This window comes from Streptomyces sp. NPDC026672 (assembly GCF_040638185.1).
In the GTDB taxonomy this organism is placed as follows: Bacteria; Actinomycetota; Actinomycetes; order Streptomycetales; family Streptomycetaceae; genus Streptomyces.
Genome location: NZ_JBEZXS010000064.1, coordinates 21,177 through 34,894, shown reverse-complemented (window position 1 = coordinate 34,894; position 13,718 = coordinate 21,177). Strand labels below are relative to the sequence as shown.

Below are 13,718 nucleotides of genomic sequence, written 5' to 3'. Positions count from 1 at the left end.
GCGGCGAAGAGGTCACGCAGGGGGGCGAGGAGGTTGTGGGCTCCTTCGGCGACTTCGCCGGAGAGGGCGATGCCGACGAGGAAGGCGCCGACGGCGGCGGAGACCTGGAGTTGTTGGGCGAGGCCCGCCACCAACAACGTCAGACCGAGCACCACCAGCAGCAGCTTCTCCGGATCGTCGCTGGAGACGAACCGCGAGATGTGCCGGCCGTAGCGCACCGCCACCACCAGCACCAGTCCGGCCACCCCGAGCGCCACCGCGAGCGTCACACTGCCCGCGGCCAGCCCGGCACCGGCGAGCAGCGCCGTGATGATGGGCAGGTAGACCGCCATCGACAGGTCCTCGAGGACCAGGATGCTGAGGATCACCGGGGTCTCCCGGTTGCCGAGCCGCCCCAGGTCGCCGAGGACCTTGGCGATGACCCCGGAGGACGAGATCCAGGTCACCCCTGCCAGCACCACGGCCGCCACCGGGCCCCAGCCGAGCAGCAGGGCCAGCGCGGCGCCGGGCAGCGCGTTGAGCGCCGCGTCCACCAGCCCGGCCGGGTACTGGGTCTTGAGGTTGGAGACGAGGTCGCTGGCCGTGTACTCCAGGCCCAGCATGAGCAGCAGCAGGATCACACCGATCTCGGCGCCGATCGCCACGAACTCCTCGCTGGCGCCCAGCGGCAGCAGACCGCCCTCGCCGAACGCCAGCCCGGCCAGCAGATAGAGGGGGATCGGCGAGAACCGCACCCGGCCGGCGAAGCGGCCCAGCAGGCCGAGCCCGAGGAGTATCGCGCCGAACTCGATGAGGAAGACCGCGGAGGAGTGCACTCCGGATCACTCCCGTCCGAGGATCGCGGCGGCCGCCTCCACACCCTCGCGGGTGCCGATCACGATGAGGGTGTCGCCCCCGGCGAGCCGGAAGTCCGGGCCCGGCGAGGGAATCGCCTCCGCCCTGCGCAGCACGGCCACGATCGACACCCCTGTCTCCGTCCGCATCCGCGTGTCCCCGAGCAGCCGTCCGTTCCAGTGCGAGGCGGCCGGCAGTTCCACGCGCTCCGCCACCAGGCCCAGTTCGGTCGTCGACAGCAGGCTGGGACTGTGGTGCGTCGGCATCAGGGCGTCGATCAGCGCCTCCGCCTCGCCCGACGCCAGCCGCAGTGAGAGCGAGCAGGCGTCCGGGTCGTCGTCGCGGTAGGCGCTCAGCGTCCGTGACCCGTCCCGGTGGGCGACGACCGACAGACGGCGCTGCTCACGCGTGGTCAGGTCGTAACGGACACCGATTCCCGGCAGCGGCGTGCTGCTCATGCGTGCTGTCCCCACGGCTGGCCCCCTGTCCGGCTGTCTGGTTTGACTGTTCCTTTGCAAAACCGTTGGTGACACTCTAACCACCACCCCGGAAACGGCCGACGGGACCCGGAGGGCGATGCCGGGCCGTCGGCGCCGGGCCGGAACCGGAAGGAAGCGTCAGCATGATCCACTGGGTGTCCCTGGGCACCGCAGCCAGACCCGTGCCGCAGCCCGTCGCCACCCCGCTCGTATGGGCCGCGGCCTTCGGCGGGGCGCCCGTGCTGGTGGCACTGCTCAACCACATGGCGGGCCCCGACCGGCCCGCGTTCGCCCTCACCGCGCTGTCCCTGCTGTCCGCCCTGCTCGGCCTGTGCGCCCGGTTCACGGCGGCCCCCGGCACCGCCCTGCTGTGCTGGCTGTTCCTCAACGGCTTCGCGATACCGCCGGCCGGCACCCTCACCTGGGCCGCGCACCGCGACGCCCTGTGGCTGGCCTGCCTGCTGGGCGCCGGACTCGTCGGCACCACCCTCGCCCGGCTGCTCAACGCCCACGCCGCCTACCGCAGGATCGGCCCGCCCGGCCCGTACCCGCCGCACGACGGCATCGAAGGCGGCTGAACCCTCGCCGCCGGTCGTCGTCGGCTTCGCGGCGGCGACCGGTTCCGGCTGCGCCCTCGCCCTCGGCGCGGGAGGTGCCGCTCCGACTCGTCGGCAAGGTGGAGTTCGGCGGCCGACCGGAGTTCGGTGGCCGGGACCGTTCAGGAACGGCGGCCGAACGCGTCGAGGATCTGTTCGGCGGCCAGCGTCGCCGTCAACTCACCGTCCCTGACCCGCTGTTCTAGGCCGGGCGCGAGCTCGCGCACCGCCGGGTCGGAGTGCAGCCGGCCCAGGACCTCGTCCCGGACCATCGCCCAGGTCCAGTCGACCTGCTGGTCCCGCCGCTTCGCCGCGAGCCGCCCGGTCCCGTCGAGCAGCGCGCGGTGCTGTTCCAGCCGTTCCCACACCACCTCCAGACCGGTGGACTCACGGGCGCTGCAACTGAGCACCGGTGGCGTCCAGAACGCGTCCCTGCCGTGCATCAGCCGCAGCGCGCCCGTCAACTCCCGCGCCGCCGCCATGGCGTCGCGCTCGTGCGGGCCGTCCGCCTTGTTGACGGCGATGACGTCGGCCAGTTCCAGGACACCCTTCTTGATGCCCTGGAGCTGATCGCCGGTGCGGGCCAGCGTCAGCAGCAGGAAGGAGTCGACCATGTTCGCGACCGCCGTCTCCGACTGGCCGACGCCCACCGTCTCCACCAGGATCACGTCGTAGCCGGCGGCCTCCATCACGACCATCGACTCCCGGGTCGCCTTGGCCACCCCGCCCAGCGTGCCCGCGCTGGGGGAGGGGCGCACGAAGGCGTCCGGGTCCACCGCCAGGCGCTCCATCCGGGTCTTGTCGCCCAGGATCGAGCCGCCCGTGCGGGTTGACGACGGGTCCACCGCGAGCACCGCCACCCGGTGCCCCAGCGACGTCAGCAGCGTGCCGAACGCGTCGATGAACGTCGACTTGCCGACCCCCGGCACCCCGCTGACCCCGATCCGCCGCGCCCGGCCGCTGTGCGGGAGCAGTTCGGTGAGCAACCGCTGCGCCAGCGCCCGGTGCTGCGGCCGGGTGGACTCGACGAGGGTGATCGCGCGCGCCACCAGCGCCCGCTTCCCGTCGAGCACACCCTTCACATACGCGTCGACATCGATCGCCGCCATGGGACTACAGATCGTGGCCGAGGTCGGCCGCCAGGCGCTGGACGAGGTCGTACGCCGCGTCCGGGATCACCGTGCCGGGCAGGAACACGGCGGCCGCGCCCATCTCCAGCAGCACCGGCACGTCCTGTGGCGGGATCACCCCGCCCACCACGATCGTGATGTCCTCCCGGCCCTCCTCGGCGAGCTTCTCGCGCAGCGCCGGTACGAGGGTGAGGTGACCGGCGGCCAGCGAGGACACGCCGACCACGTGGACGTCCGCCTCGACGGCCTGGCGGGCGACCTCCTCCGGGGTCTGGAACAGCGGGCCGACGTCGACGTCGAAGCCGAGGTCGGCGAAGGCGGTGGCGATCACCTTCTGGCCGCGGTCGTGGCCGTCCTGGCCCATCTTGGCGACCAGGATGCGCGGCCGGCGGCCCTCGGCCTCCTCGAACGCGTCCACCAGGGCCCGGGTGCGCTCCACGTTCGGGGACTGTCCTGCCTCGTTGCGGTACACGCCGGAGATCGTACGGATCTGGCTCGCGTGCCGGCCGTACACCTTCTCCAGGGCGTCGGAGATCTCGCCGACCGTGGCCTTGGCGCGGGCCGCGCGCACGGCCAGTTCCAGCAGGTTGCCGTCGCCGTCGGCCGCCCGGGTCAGCGCGTCCAGGGCGTCCCGGCAGGCGGTCTCGTCCCGCTCGGCGCGCAGCCGCCGCAGCTTGTCGATCTGCTGTGCGCGGACGGCGGAGTTGTCGACCTTGAGCACCTCGATCCGCTCGTCGTTCTCCACCAGGTACTTGTTGACGCCGATCACCGGCTGTCGGCCGGAGTCGATGCGGGCCTGGGTGCGGGCCGCCGCCTCCTCCACGCGCAGCTTGGGGATGCCCGCGTCGATGGCCTGCGCCATGCCGCCGGCCTGCTCGACCTCCTGGATGTGCTGCCACGCCTTGCGCGCGAGGTCGTACGTCAGCCGCTCCACGTAGGCGCTGCCGCCCCAGGGGTCGATGACCCGGGTGGTGCCCGATTCCTGCTGGATGAGCAGCTGGGTGTTGCGGGCGATGCGCGCCGAGAAGTCGGTGGGCAGGGCCAGGGCCTCGTCCAGGGCGTTGGTGTGCAGCGACTGGGTGTGGCCCTGGGTCGCCGCCATCGCCTCCACGGCCGTGCGCGTGACGTTGTTGAACACGTCCTGCGCGGTCAGCGACCAGCCCGAGGTCTGCGAATGCGTGCGCAGCGACAGGGACTTGGCGTTCTTCGGCTCGAACCGGGAGACCAGCCTGGCCCACAGCAGCCGGGCCGCCCGCAGCTTGGCGACCTCCATGAAGAAGTTCATGCCGATCGCCCAGAAGAACGACAGCCGGGGCGCGAACGCGTCGACGTCCAGGCCCGCTTCACGGCCCGCCCGGATGTACTCGACGCCGTCCGCGAGGGTGTAGGCCAGCTCCAGGTCGGCCGTGGCACCGGCCTCCTGGATGTGGTAGCCGGAGATGGAGATGGAGTTGTACCGCGGCATCCGCTGCGAGGTGTACGCGAAGATGTCGGAGATGATCCGCATCGACGGCTTCGGCGGATAGATGTAGGTGTTGCGGACCATGAACTCCTTCAGGATGTCGTTCTGTATGGTCCCGGCCAGCTTCTCGGGCGGTACGCCCTGCTCCTCCGCCGCCACGATGTACAGCGCCAGCACCGGCAGCACCGCACCGTTCATCGTCATCGACACGGTCATCCGGTCCAGCGGGATGCCGTCGAACAGCTGGCGCATGTCGTAGATCGAGTCGATGGCCACGCCCGCCATGCCGACGTCACCGGTCACCCGCGGGTGGTCGCTGTCGTAACCCCGGTGCGTGGGCAGGTCGAAGGCGACCGACAGGCCCTTCTGACCGGCCGCCAGATTGCGCCGGTAGAACGCGTTGGACTCCTCGGCGGTGGAGAAGCCCGCGTACTGGCGGATCGTCCAGGGCTGGTTGACGTACATCGTCGGGTACGGGCCGCGCAGATACGGGGCGATGCCCGGGTACGTGCCCAGGAAGTCCAGGCCCTCCAGGTCCCGTCCCGTGTAGAGCGCCTTGACCCCGATGCCCTCCGGGGTCTCCCACAGCGGCGCGTCGGCACCGGTCGTCCGCTTGACGGCCGTGCGCCAGTCGTCCACGCCGCCGTCGGCGAGCGGGGTCCCCAGCTCGATGCCGGAGAAGTCGGGGATTCCCATCAGGACACTCCCATGCGGTCGAGGGTCGCGGACAGCACGTCGACGGCGTCGCAGCCCGCGAAGACGTACGAGTCGACGCCGGCGCGGTCGGCGGGCCGGCCCGCGAGGAACACGTGCCGGGCGCCCGCCGCGCGCAGCGACGCGGCGGTCCGCTCGGCCTGTTCCTCGTACAGCGCGTCGGTGGAGCACAGCACGGCCTCCACGGCCCCGCTGTCCTCGAAGGTTCCCTCGGTGACCGGTTCGATGCCGCCCGCCTGGAAGAGGTTGGCGGCGAACGACGAGCGCGCGGTGTGCGCGGCGGCCGGGCCGATCGTCGCGAGGAAGATCCGGGGCCGGGCGCCGGTGGCCGCGAGGTGCGCGTCCGAGCGGGCGCGCAGCTCCTCGAACGCCTCGTCGCGGCGCACCCGGGGCAGCCCGCCGGACGGCGGCTCGGGCGCGGGCTCGCGCTCCACCGGCTTCTCGGCCAGCAGCGGGAACTCGCTGACCCCGGTGACGGGTTCACGGCGCTTGGCGAGCTTCTTGGACCGCTCGGCCCAGGTGGTCGCGAGGTCCGTGCGCAGCCGGCCCGAGCGCAGCACGGCGGCCTGACCGCCGTCGCCCTCGATCGAGCGGAAGAACTTCCAGGCGGCGTGGGCGAGTTCGTCGGTCAGCCGCTCCACGTACCAGGAGCCGCCCGCCGGGTCGATCACCCGGGCCAGATGCGACTCCTCGACCAGGATCGTCGAGGTGTTGCGGGCGATACGGCGGGAGAACGCGTCCGGCAGGCCGAGCGCGTGGTCGAACGGCAGCACCGTGACCGCGTCGGCGCCGCCCACCCCGGCCGCCAGCGTGGCGACCGTCGTGCGCAGCATGTTCACCCACGGGTCGCGGCGGGTCATCATCACCGGCGAGGTCACCGCGTGCTGCACCTGGGCGCCCGCGCCCGGCGCCCCGCTCACCTCGGCGACCCGCGCCCACAGCCGGCGCGCGGCGCGCAGCTTGGCGATCGTCAGGAACTGGTCGGCGGTGGCCGCGTACCGGAACTCCAGCTGCCCGCACGCCTGCTCGACGGTCAGCCCCGCCCCGGTCAGCTCGCGCAGGTACGCCACACCGGTCGCGAGGGAGGCGCCCAGCTCCTGCCCCGCCGAGCCGCCCGCCTCGTGGTACGGCAGCGCGTCCACGGTGACCGTGCGCAGCCCCGGAAAGTCCTCGGCGACCCGGCGGGCGAGGGCGGCGAACGGCGCCGCGTCCAGGGCCTCGCCGGTGCGGGCCTCGTACCCGAGCGGGTCGGCGCCCAGGTTGCCGCGGACCGCCGCCGGGTCGACGCCCCGCTCCTCGTACAGCCGCAGCAGCCCGGCCGCTGCCGCCTCGGTGTCCCGGCCGGCGTCCAGCACCACCGGCGCCAGGTCCAGGTGCACACCGTCGAGGGCCCGGCCCAGCTCGGACACGGGGAAACCGCCCCGGCCCACGACCAGCCACAGCGAGGTGACGCCGTTCTCCAGGTCGGTCAGGACCGCGCCGTCGGCGAGGGCGGAGTGCCGCTGCCGTACGTCCCAGCCGCCCGCGGTGGCGCCCTCGGGGCGGGCGCCGCGGACGAACGGGGCGAAGCCGGGCAGACCGGCGTCGGGCGCGGTGTCGCGCGCGGTGTAGAGGGGCCGGGTGCGCAGCCCGTCCTCCAGCGTCGTGGACAGGGCGTCCTCAGCTGCCGTGCCCGAGACTTCCTTGCCCGACTTGCGCAGCACACCCTCGACCAGGCGTTGCCACTGCTCGTGTGTCGCGTCAGGGAACTCGGCGGCCAGCGGGAGCCCGTCGTCAGGCAGGACCGTCATGGCTCGGATGCTAGGCCAGGCCGCTCAAGCGGGAGCAGTGCGGCGGCTGTGACGTTGCCCTCGCGGTGGCTATGACCTGCGCCTCCCGTCTTCCGGCCCGGCGTGTCCCGGTGGTCAGCAGGTGCCTTCCGCGAGGCCCGGCAGCAGTCCGACCACCGCCTGGCGCTGCACCGGTCCCATGAACTCGGCCAGCGCCTCCTTCACCGCCCGCGCGAGCATCGAGGACGCCTCCCGCAGCAGCTCCCTGGCCTTGTCGGTCAGGGTCACCACCACGCCCCGCTTGTCCCCGCACGCCGACTGGCGGGTGACCAGACCGGTGCGCTGGAGGCAGGCGATCTGGTACGTCAGCCGGGTCTTGGGCCGGCCCAGCAGCTCGGCGATCCGGGTCATGCGCAGGCCGTCGCGGGACTGCTCGGCCAGCAGGCACAGGATCAGGAACTCGTCGTGGGAGACGTCGAGGGTCTCCTTCACGACCGAGCGCAGCCGCTGCTCCACGGCCCCGGTCGCGGCCAGCAGGAGCATCCAGGCGCGCAACTCGTCCGGGAGCAGCCGGCCGCCCCCGGAGGGGCATCCGGGCAGGTCGGGGAGGGTCTCATCACGGGCTGCCATACGAGGATTCTACCTATTGTTCAAAATTGGAGAATGGGCTAGCGTGGGTCATCCAAATTTGGACCACCACGAAGGGCAGTACGACCATGACCGTCGCCGTCGCCACAGGGACCTGGCAGCTGGATCCGGCCGCCTCCGCCGTCGTCGTACGGCACAAGACGTTCTGGGGCCTGGTCACCGTCAAGGGGACCTTCACCACCGTCAGCGGCGGCGGAGAGGTCGCCGACGACGGCACCGCCACGGGCACCGTCACCCTGGACGCCACCTCCCTGGACACGAAGAACAAGAAGCGCGACGTCCACCTGCGCTCGGCGGACTTCTTCGACGCGGAGAACCACCCGGAGATCACCTTCGCCGTCCGCGGCGCCGAACTCCGCGACGGCGACACCGCCCACGTCACCGGCCAGCTCACCGTCCGCGGCGTCAGCCGTCCGCAGGAGATCACTGCCCGTGTCACCGCCGCCGACGACACGTCCGTGACGCTGGCCACCGAGTTCACCGTGAACCGCGACGAGTTCGGCGTCAGCCTCAACCAGATGGGCATGATGGGCGGCCTCACCAAGGTCGACGCGACGCTCCGCTTCACCCGCGCGGCGGGCTGACCCCCGGTCCTGCCGCGCCGTCGCGCAGCCGTACGTCCTGGCTCGACAGGGTCTGCGGGCCCGCCGTGAACGCCCGCAGCCGGACGCGGACGCCCCGCCCGGGGAGGGGGAACCCCCCGGAGGGCGGCCGCAGTTCGAGCCGTGCGGTGCCGTGCGCGGGAATCGTCGCCGGGCCCCGCACGAGCGACCAGTAAAGGCCCGTCCCCTGACCGGTGGTGAGCATGAAGTGCGGGGTGAGCGCGGCGCCGGCCGCGTTGCTCACCCGCACGGTCAGCGCGGACACCACACCCGCGGGCGTACCGCGCACCGACATGACCCGCAGGTGCAGCGGGGGCCTCCCGGACACCGCGAGCACCGCGCTGACCAGCGCCGGGCAGACCAGCAGGACGGCCGTGGCGGCCAGCGCCGGCCGGCGACGGGGGCCGGCCGGCAGCGCACCGGGGCGCGGCTGCCAGGCCGTGGCGAACTCCTCCGGGGGCGCGGTGACCGCCGCCGCCAGCCACAACGGGGTCATCATCAGGTAGTAACCGTCCTGCGAGCGCGTCGCCAGATAGAACGCGCACCAGGGCAGCACCGTCGCCGCCGGACCCAGCCGGCGCACGAACAGCACGAACAGCGCCAGCAGGGCCGCCGCCAACAGCACGCTCGCACGCCCGTACCAGTCCAGACGGTCACTGCCGTCCGTGAAGTACAGCGAGACGTCCATCAGCCCCTGACCGTGCAGCACCGCGCCCTGCGTCAGCGGCAGCGCGATCCCGGAGAGCCACGCGGTCGGCTCCCGCACCACGAAGTACGCGTCGATCAGCAGCCACGCGCCCGCGGCGGCCCCGGCGAACCGCGCGACGACGAGCCCCGCGGCCCGCCCGCCCAGCTCCCCGCGGCGCACCGCGTAGATCCCGGCGAGCAGGAACGGCGCCACGAACCACGGCAGTTGCTGTGCCGCGCACGCCGCACCCAGACACGCGGCCCGCGCCAGACCGGCCGGGCCGAGCCGTCCGCCCCGCCCGATCCGCGGCCAGCGCACCACCATCGGGATCAGCAGGGCGAGCGAGACGATCGCCGGGTAGCCCAGCCGGGCGTACGACGGCAGGAGGCCGAAGCCGAGACAGACGACGGTCGCCGCCGACCGCCACGGCACCGGGAGCATCCGCCACAGCACGACCGTGCCCGCCATCAGCGCCCCCGTGCTCACCGCCGTGGCCGCCGCGCCGCCGTGCCCGAGCCACAGCAGGGGGACCGCCAGCAGCGGCGCCAGTGGCGGGTAGCCGTACGTGAAGTCGTAACCGCCGTCGGTCGTCTGGGTGAGGGGGACACCGTGCCCGAACAGCCAGGGCCAGGGGCGGCCGTACACCGGGTGGCCGGTGGCCAGCTCGCGGGCGGCCTGGGTGGTCAGGGCCGCCTCGTCGCCGCCGCCGTGGCTCAGCACCCAGGCGCACAGGGCGAGCGTCAGCGCCGTCACCAGGACCAGCGCGTCCAGCCGGGCCAGGGACCTGGTCCCGCGGACGGTCAGGGCGAGCACTCCGGTGACCAGGATCGAGACATAGCACACGGAGATCACGGCGGCGAGGACCGGGCGGTGCGAGGCGGCCTGCGTCCACACCGAGCGGGTGCCGACGAACAGGCTGATGTCGGCGAGGAGCGTGAGGACGCGGTGCCACTGCGCCGGGCCGGGCGGACCCTCGATGACGGGCACCGCCGACCGTGTCCGCGCCCCGGGTGTCGTCCGCTGTGTCTCTGCGACATGCACGGCACCGGACGCTAGGCGCGGTCGGTGAGCGAGGTGTCGCAAGGGGTGAAGAAGCGGGTGTGAGACCGGTAAGAAGGGGGCGTATCGTACGGGCTTCGGCGGGCCGGCCGCGGACCGAGGGGACGGAGTGACGACCGGGGAGGTCGCGCTGCGTGTCGTTGTTGGGCCGAACGGGTGACTTGCCGTAAGAATTGCCAGGTGCAGGCAATGAGGGCGAGTCAGTTCGGGGGGAGACCGGTGAACCGCTACGACGTCACCGATGAACAGTGGGAGGGGCTCGCCCAGGTCGTGCCGCTACGGGGCCGGGACGCCTGGCCCTCGGCGGTGAACCACCGGTCGCGGCCCGAGGCGGCGACCGAGGCGCGGCGGCGGTTCGTCGTCCTGCGGGTCAATGTGTTCGCGGACGCGCGCGACGTCGCCGAGACGCTGATGGCGGGTGTGCCCGTGCTGCTCGACCTCTCCGGCGCGGAGGGCGACGTCGCCAAGCGCGTTCTCGACTTCAGCACCGGTGTCGTCTTCGGACGGCGCAGCGGGATGCACCGCGTCGACCGCAACGTGTTCCTGCTGACGCCACCGGGCACGGAGGTCAGCGGACTGATGCAGAACGCCGGGGTCTCCTAGGGTTCCGGCAGGCGATGTTCGCCCGTCGAGGAGCGGCGTCCGGTGCGTGCCCTCGGTGTGCCGGGTGCAAGTCCTCGTACTGGGTGTACTCGGGTGTGTGCCCGGTGCGGCGAGAGTGCGTGCCGGGCGTCGCGACGGGGCGAACGTCGCCTGTCGCGGCACCAGGGCCGAGCCGGTCCGTGGTCCCTCGATCGTAGGAAGGCCCTCGGAGGGAACGGTTCCGCACCGTGCGGGGCCCGTACGGTCCGCATATGCCCGTTCCCTGCGCAAGCCCCGACCCCACGCCCCCACCCCCCGAACCGGGACCTCCCGACCCCGCTGCGTCACCGCCATCACCGACCGACACGGGGCACCCCGAGCGGGTACGGGCGCCGTTACCCGTGTCCGGTGCTGACCCCGGCCCCGGTCCCGGTCCCATGTCCGGGCCCCGGTCCGTGTCCGGGCCCGCGCCCGAGCCGGCCGGCTCCGACGAGCGGGTGCCGGCTCCGCGTACGGCTCCAGAATCGGCTCCGCCGGGGACCGTGGGGGCTGGGGCGGCCGGATCCGGTGGGGTAGTGGGCGCGGCCGACGCGACCGGTGCCGCCGGGCTGCCCGAGTCGGCTGGTCTCGGCGGGGTGCTTGGAGCGGCCGAAGAGACCACGCAGCCACGGGTGGCCGGTTCGCCCGGGTCGGTCGTGTCGGCTGGTCTCGGTGGGGTGGCCGAAGTGGCCGAGCAGCCCAGGGTGGTCGGTTCACCTGGCTCGGCTGGATCACCTGGGTCGGTCGGGTCACCCGGATTGGCCGGTTCGCTCGGGTCGGCCGCGTCGCTCGGGTCGGCCGGGACACCTGGGTCGGCTGGGGTGGGCGGGGTTGGGCTGGGGGTCGCGGAGCGGTATGTGCGGCCCTGTCTTACCGAGTTGCGGTTGTCCGCGTTCGCCGGGCATCGGCGGGCCGGGTTTTCGCTCGGGCCGCTCACCCTGTTCGCCGGGCCCAGCGGCAGCGGAAAGACGACGGCGCTGCGGGCCTACGAGGCGCTGGCCAGGCTCGCCGCCGGAGTGCCGCTCGCCGAGGTGTTCCCGGACCCCCTGGCCTGCGTGCCCGAGCGCGCCCGCCCCGACGCCCAGCACCGCCGCGGGTTCCGGATCGGGTGCACGGCGGACGGCCCCGAGGGCCCCGTCCGGCTCGACGTTGCCGTACAGGTCGAGCCCGAACTGCGTGTCGTCGGCGAGCGGTTGACCGCCGGAGACCTCGTCCTCCTGGAGACCGCCCTGCGCGACCCCGGCCGCCACGCCGTCCAGGCCGCCTGGCACACCGCCGGCGCCTCCCCGGTGACCCGCGCCCCGCTCCCCGACGACCGCCTCGGCACCGCGCTGCTCCCGCTGCGCGTCGCCGGCAAGACCGACGGCCAGCGCCGGGTGCTCGCCGCGGCCGAGCAGACCGTGGTCGCCCTGCGCTCCGTCTTCCCCTGCGACCCCCGCCCCGACTGCATGCGCCATCCCGTGCCCATGAGTTCGGGACGGCTCCTGCCCGGCTGCGACAACCTCGCCGACGTGCTGTGGCGCACCCGGTCCGAGTGCACCCGCCGCCACGCGCAACTCGTCGCCGCCGTGCAGCGGGGCTGCGCCGGAGCGGTGACCGACCTGCGCGCCGAACCCCTGGGCGACGGGACCGTACGCGCCGTACTGGAGCGCGCCGCCGCCGGCACGACCGGGCTCGGCCTGCTCGGCGACGGCGAACTGCGCTATCTGGCCCTTGCGTTGGTGCTGCTGACCGGACCCGGTGTGCTCGACGTGGACGCGCCGGGCGAGGTGCCCGACGCGATGCGGGTGCTCACCGTGCTCGCGGACGGGGTCGACCGGGCCCTGGACCCCCGGCAGCGCACCGAACTGCTGGGCCTCGCCGCGCGGATGTGCGCCCGCGGACACATCCGCTTCGTGGGGACGGTCAGCGACGCCTCGTGGGCGTACGGGATGGACGGCGTCACGGTGGTACACCTGAACCCGTGACGGAACACCTGGATGTGGCGAAACTCCAGCACCGCCTGGTCGAGTTCGCCGCCGCACGCGACTGGCAGCCCTTCCACACACCCAAGAACCTGGCGACCGCGCTCAGCGTGGAGGCGTCCGAACTGGTCGAGATCTTCCAGTGGTTGACGCCCGAGCAGTCCGCCCGGGTCATGGACGACCCGGACACCGCGCACCGCGTGCAGGACGAGGTCGCGGACGTGCTGGCCTATCTGCTGCAACTGTGCGACGTGCTCGGCGTCGACCCGCTGACGGCCCTGTCCGCCAAGATCGACCGCAATGAGCGGAGGTTCCCGGTGCCCGGCGGCGAGGACGGCAACGCGAAGGGCGGCGAGGGCGAGCGCGAGGGCGACGGAGAGGGCGACGGGGACAGTGGCGCGGACGAGGGCGGGGCCGAGCGGCGCTAGTTCACATTCCCGCCCACTCCCGCTCACAGGAGGCCCACCCTCCGTTATCACTCTCCGCTGTTGAATCCCCGATCGAATCCGAATTGTTGTCCACAGATTTCCCCCTACCTCTGGCTTTTCGCCCCAAGGCCATTCACTCTGGGTAGTGGACAGCGTGGTTCGGACGGACGTACCGGGAGTACGTCGGACAGACGGGGGCAGCGCATGGATGCGGTGCGGCTCATCGTGACGAGCAGACGCGCCCTGGCGGCGAGCGAAGGCGTCCCGCAGACCCTGACCGAGGTCTGGCAGGCGCAGGCACTGGCACAGGCAATCGGCAGCCGACTGGCGGTCTCCGGTCCGCCCGAACTGCGGGGCGAGGCACTGGGACTGACGGAACTGGCCGGCCGGGGCTGCGGTGTGCTCGACACCCCGGTCCTCGGCCCGGGAGAACTGCGGGCGGCCCAGCTCACCGGCCTGGACGACGCCCACCAGACCCTGATCTGCCTCGCGGGCCTGCTGGGCGAGGCGGGCATCGCCCTGGTCGGCGTGGCGAGCGCGGCGGACGACGAGGCGACGTACTGGCAGTGCATGGAGGCGATCGACGCGGCCGACGAGGCCCGTGACCGGGTCCAGGAGATGCTGCGCAAACTGGCGGCCCGTGAGGAGGCGACCGCCCTGCCGGAAAAAGAGGCGGGCTGACCCGGAGTGAAGCCGTCACGGAGCACGCCGCCGGCCTCACCGG

At 73.0% G+C, this 13,718-nt stretch carries 13 protein-coding genes; 6 read left to right on the top strand and 7 right to left on the bottom strand.

Going from position 1 to position 13,718, the window contains the following annotated elements; genetic code table 11:
• Both AB0F77_RS40195 and AB0F77_RS40190 read right to left on the bottom strand, forming a co-directional pair.
• Nucleotides 1-815: cation:proton antiporter (locus tag AB0F77_RS40195; RefSeq protein ID WP_361958770.1), on the bottom strand; the 815-nt coding region annotated here is incomplete at its 3' end.
• 6 nt (nucleotides 816-821) lie between these two features.
• Nucleotides 822-1,292 carry a TrkA C-terminal domain-containing protein gene (locus tag AB0F77_RS40190; RefSeq protein WP_361958767.1) on the bottom strand — a complete coding sequence of 157 codons (471 nt, stop codon included), beginning with the start codon at nucleotides 1,290-1,292 and terminating at the stop codon, nucleotides 822-824.
• 164 nt (nucleotides 1,293-1,456) lie between these two features.
• On the opposite strand from AB0F77_RS40190, the gene AB0F77_RS40185 reads away from it, so the two are divergent.
• Nucleotides 1,457-1,891 (top strand): hypothetical protein, encoded by a 435-nt coding sequence (locus AB0F77_RS40185; RefSeq protein ID WP_361958764.1) that lies wholly within the window; start codon nucleotides 1,457-1,459, stop codon nucleotides 1,889-1,891.
• A 140-nt stretch (nucleotides 1,892-2,031) separates the two neighbouring features.
• On the opposite strand, the gene meaB is transcribed toward AB0F77_RS40185, so the two are convergent.
• The 4 genes from meaB to AB0F77_RS40165 form a co-directional block, all read right to left on the bottom strand.
• The gene (meaB, locus tag AB0F77_RS40180) at nucleotides 2,032-3,018 is read right to left on the bottom strand and encodes a methylmalonyl Co-A mutase-associated GTPase MeaB (protein ID WP_361958761.1); all 987 of its coding nucleotides are present in this window, start codon (nucleotides 3,016-3,018) and stop codon (nucleotides 2,032-2,034) included.
• Nucleotides 3,019-3,022: 4 nt separating this feature from the next.
• A complete protein-coding gene (scpA, locus tag AB0F77_RS40175) occupies nucleotides 3,023-5,197 on the bottom strand; it encodes a methylmalonyl-CoA mutase (RefSeq protein WP_361958758.1) in 2,175 nt (724 codons plus the stop codon).
• Complete coding sequence (locus AB0F77_RS40170; protein WP_361958755.1) at nucleotides 5,197-7,005, bottom strand: methylmalonyl-CoA mutase family protein; 1,809 nt, start codon at nucleotides 7,003-7,005, stop codon at nucleotides 5,197-5,199. Before AB0F77_RS40170 ends, scpA begins: the two co-directional genes overlap by 1 nt.
• A 114-nt stretch (nucleotides 7,006-7,119) precedes the next feature.
• A complete protein-coding gene (locus AB0F77_RS40165) occupies nucleotides 7,120-7,614 on the bottom strand; it encodes a winged helix DNA-binding protein (protein ID WP_361958752.1) in 495 nt (164 codons plus the stop codon).
• A gap of 86 nt (nucleotides 7,615-7,700) precedes the next feature.
• Between AB0F77_RS40165 and AB0F77_RS40160 the strand changes: the two genes are divergently transcribed.
• Nucleotides 7,701-8,216 (top strand): YceI family protein, encoded by a 516-nt coding sequence (locus tag AB0F77_RS40160; RefSeq protein WP_361958749.1) that lies wholly within the window; start codon nucleotides 7,701-7,703, stop codon nucleotides 8,214-8,216.
• Here the strand turns inward: AB0F77_RS40160 and AB0F77_RS40155 are convergent.
• The gene (locus AB0F77_RS40155; protein WP_361958746.1) at nucleotides 8,197-9,909 is read right to left on the bottom strand and encodes a hypothetical protein; all 1,713 of its coding nucleotides are present in this window, start codon (nucleotides 9,907-9,909) and stop codon (nucleotides 8,197-8,199) included. The two genes, AB0F77_RS40160 and AB0F77_RS40155, sit on opposite strands and share 20 nt — an antisense overlap.
• Before the next feature lie 291 nt (nucleotides 9,910-10,200).
• On the opposite strand from AB0F77_RS40155, the gene AB0F77_RS40150 reads away from it, so the two are divergent.
• The 4 genes from AB0F77_RS40150 to AB0F77_RS40135 all read left to right on the top strand — a co-directional run bounded on the left by AB0F77_RS40150 (nucleotide 10,201) and on the right by AB0F77_RS40135 (nucleotide 13,675).
• Complete coding sequence (locus tag AB0F77_RS40150) at nucleotides 10,201-10,584, top strand: cell division protein SepF (protein WP_361958743.1); 384 nt, start codon at nucleotides 10,201-10,203, stop codon at nucleotides 10,582-10,584.
• An 839-nt stretch (nucleotides 10,585-11,423) separates the two neighbouring features.
• Entirely contained in the window at nucleotides 11,424-12,569 is a 1,146-nt protein-coding gene (locus AB0F77_RS40145) for an ATP-binding protein (RefSeq protein WP_361958740.1), read from the top strand.
• Entirely contained in the window at nucleotides 12,566-12,994 is a 429-nt protein-coding gene (locus AB0F77_RS40140; protein WP_361958737.1) for a nucleotide pyrophosphohydrolase, read from the top strand. The genes AB0F77_RS40145 and AB0F77_RS40140 overlap by 4 nt, the downstream gene beginning before the upstream one ends.
• A gap of 204 nt (nucleotides 12,995-13,198) precedes the next feature.
• Nucleotides 13,199-13,675: a DUF6099 family protein gene (locus AB0F77_RS40135; protein WP_358079580.1), complete on the top strand. Its 477-nt coding sequence runs from the start codon at nucleotides 13,199-13,201 to the stop codon at nucleotides 13,673-13,675.
• Nucleotides 13,676-13,718: the final 43 nt, after the last annotated feature.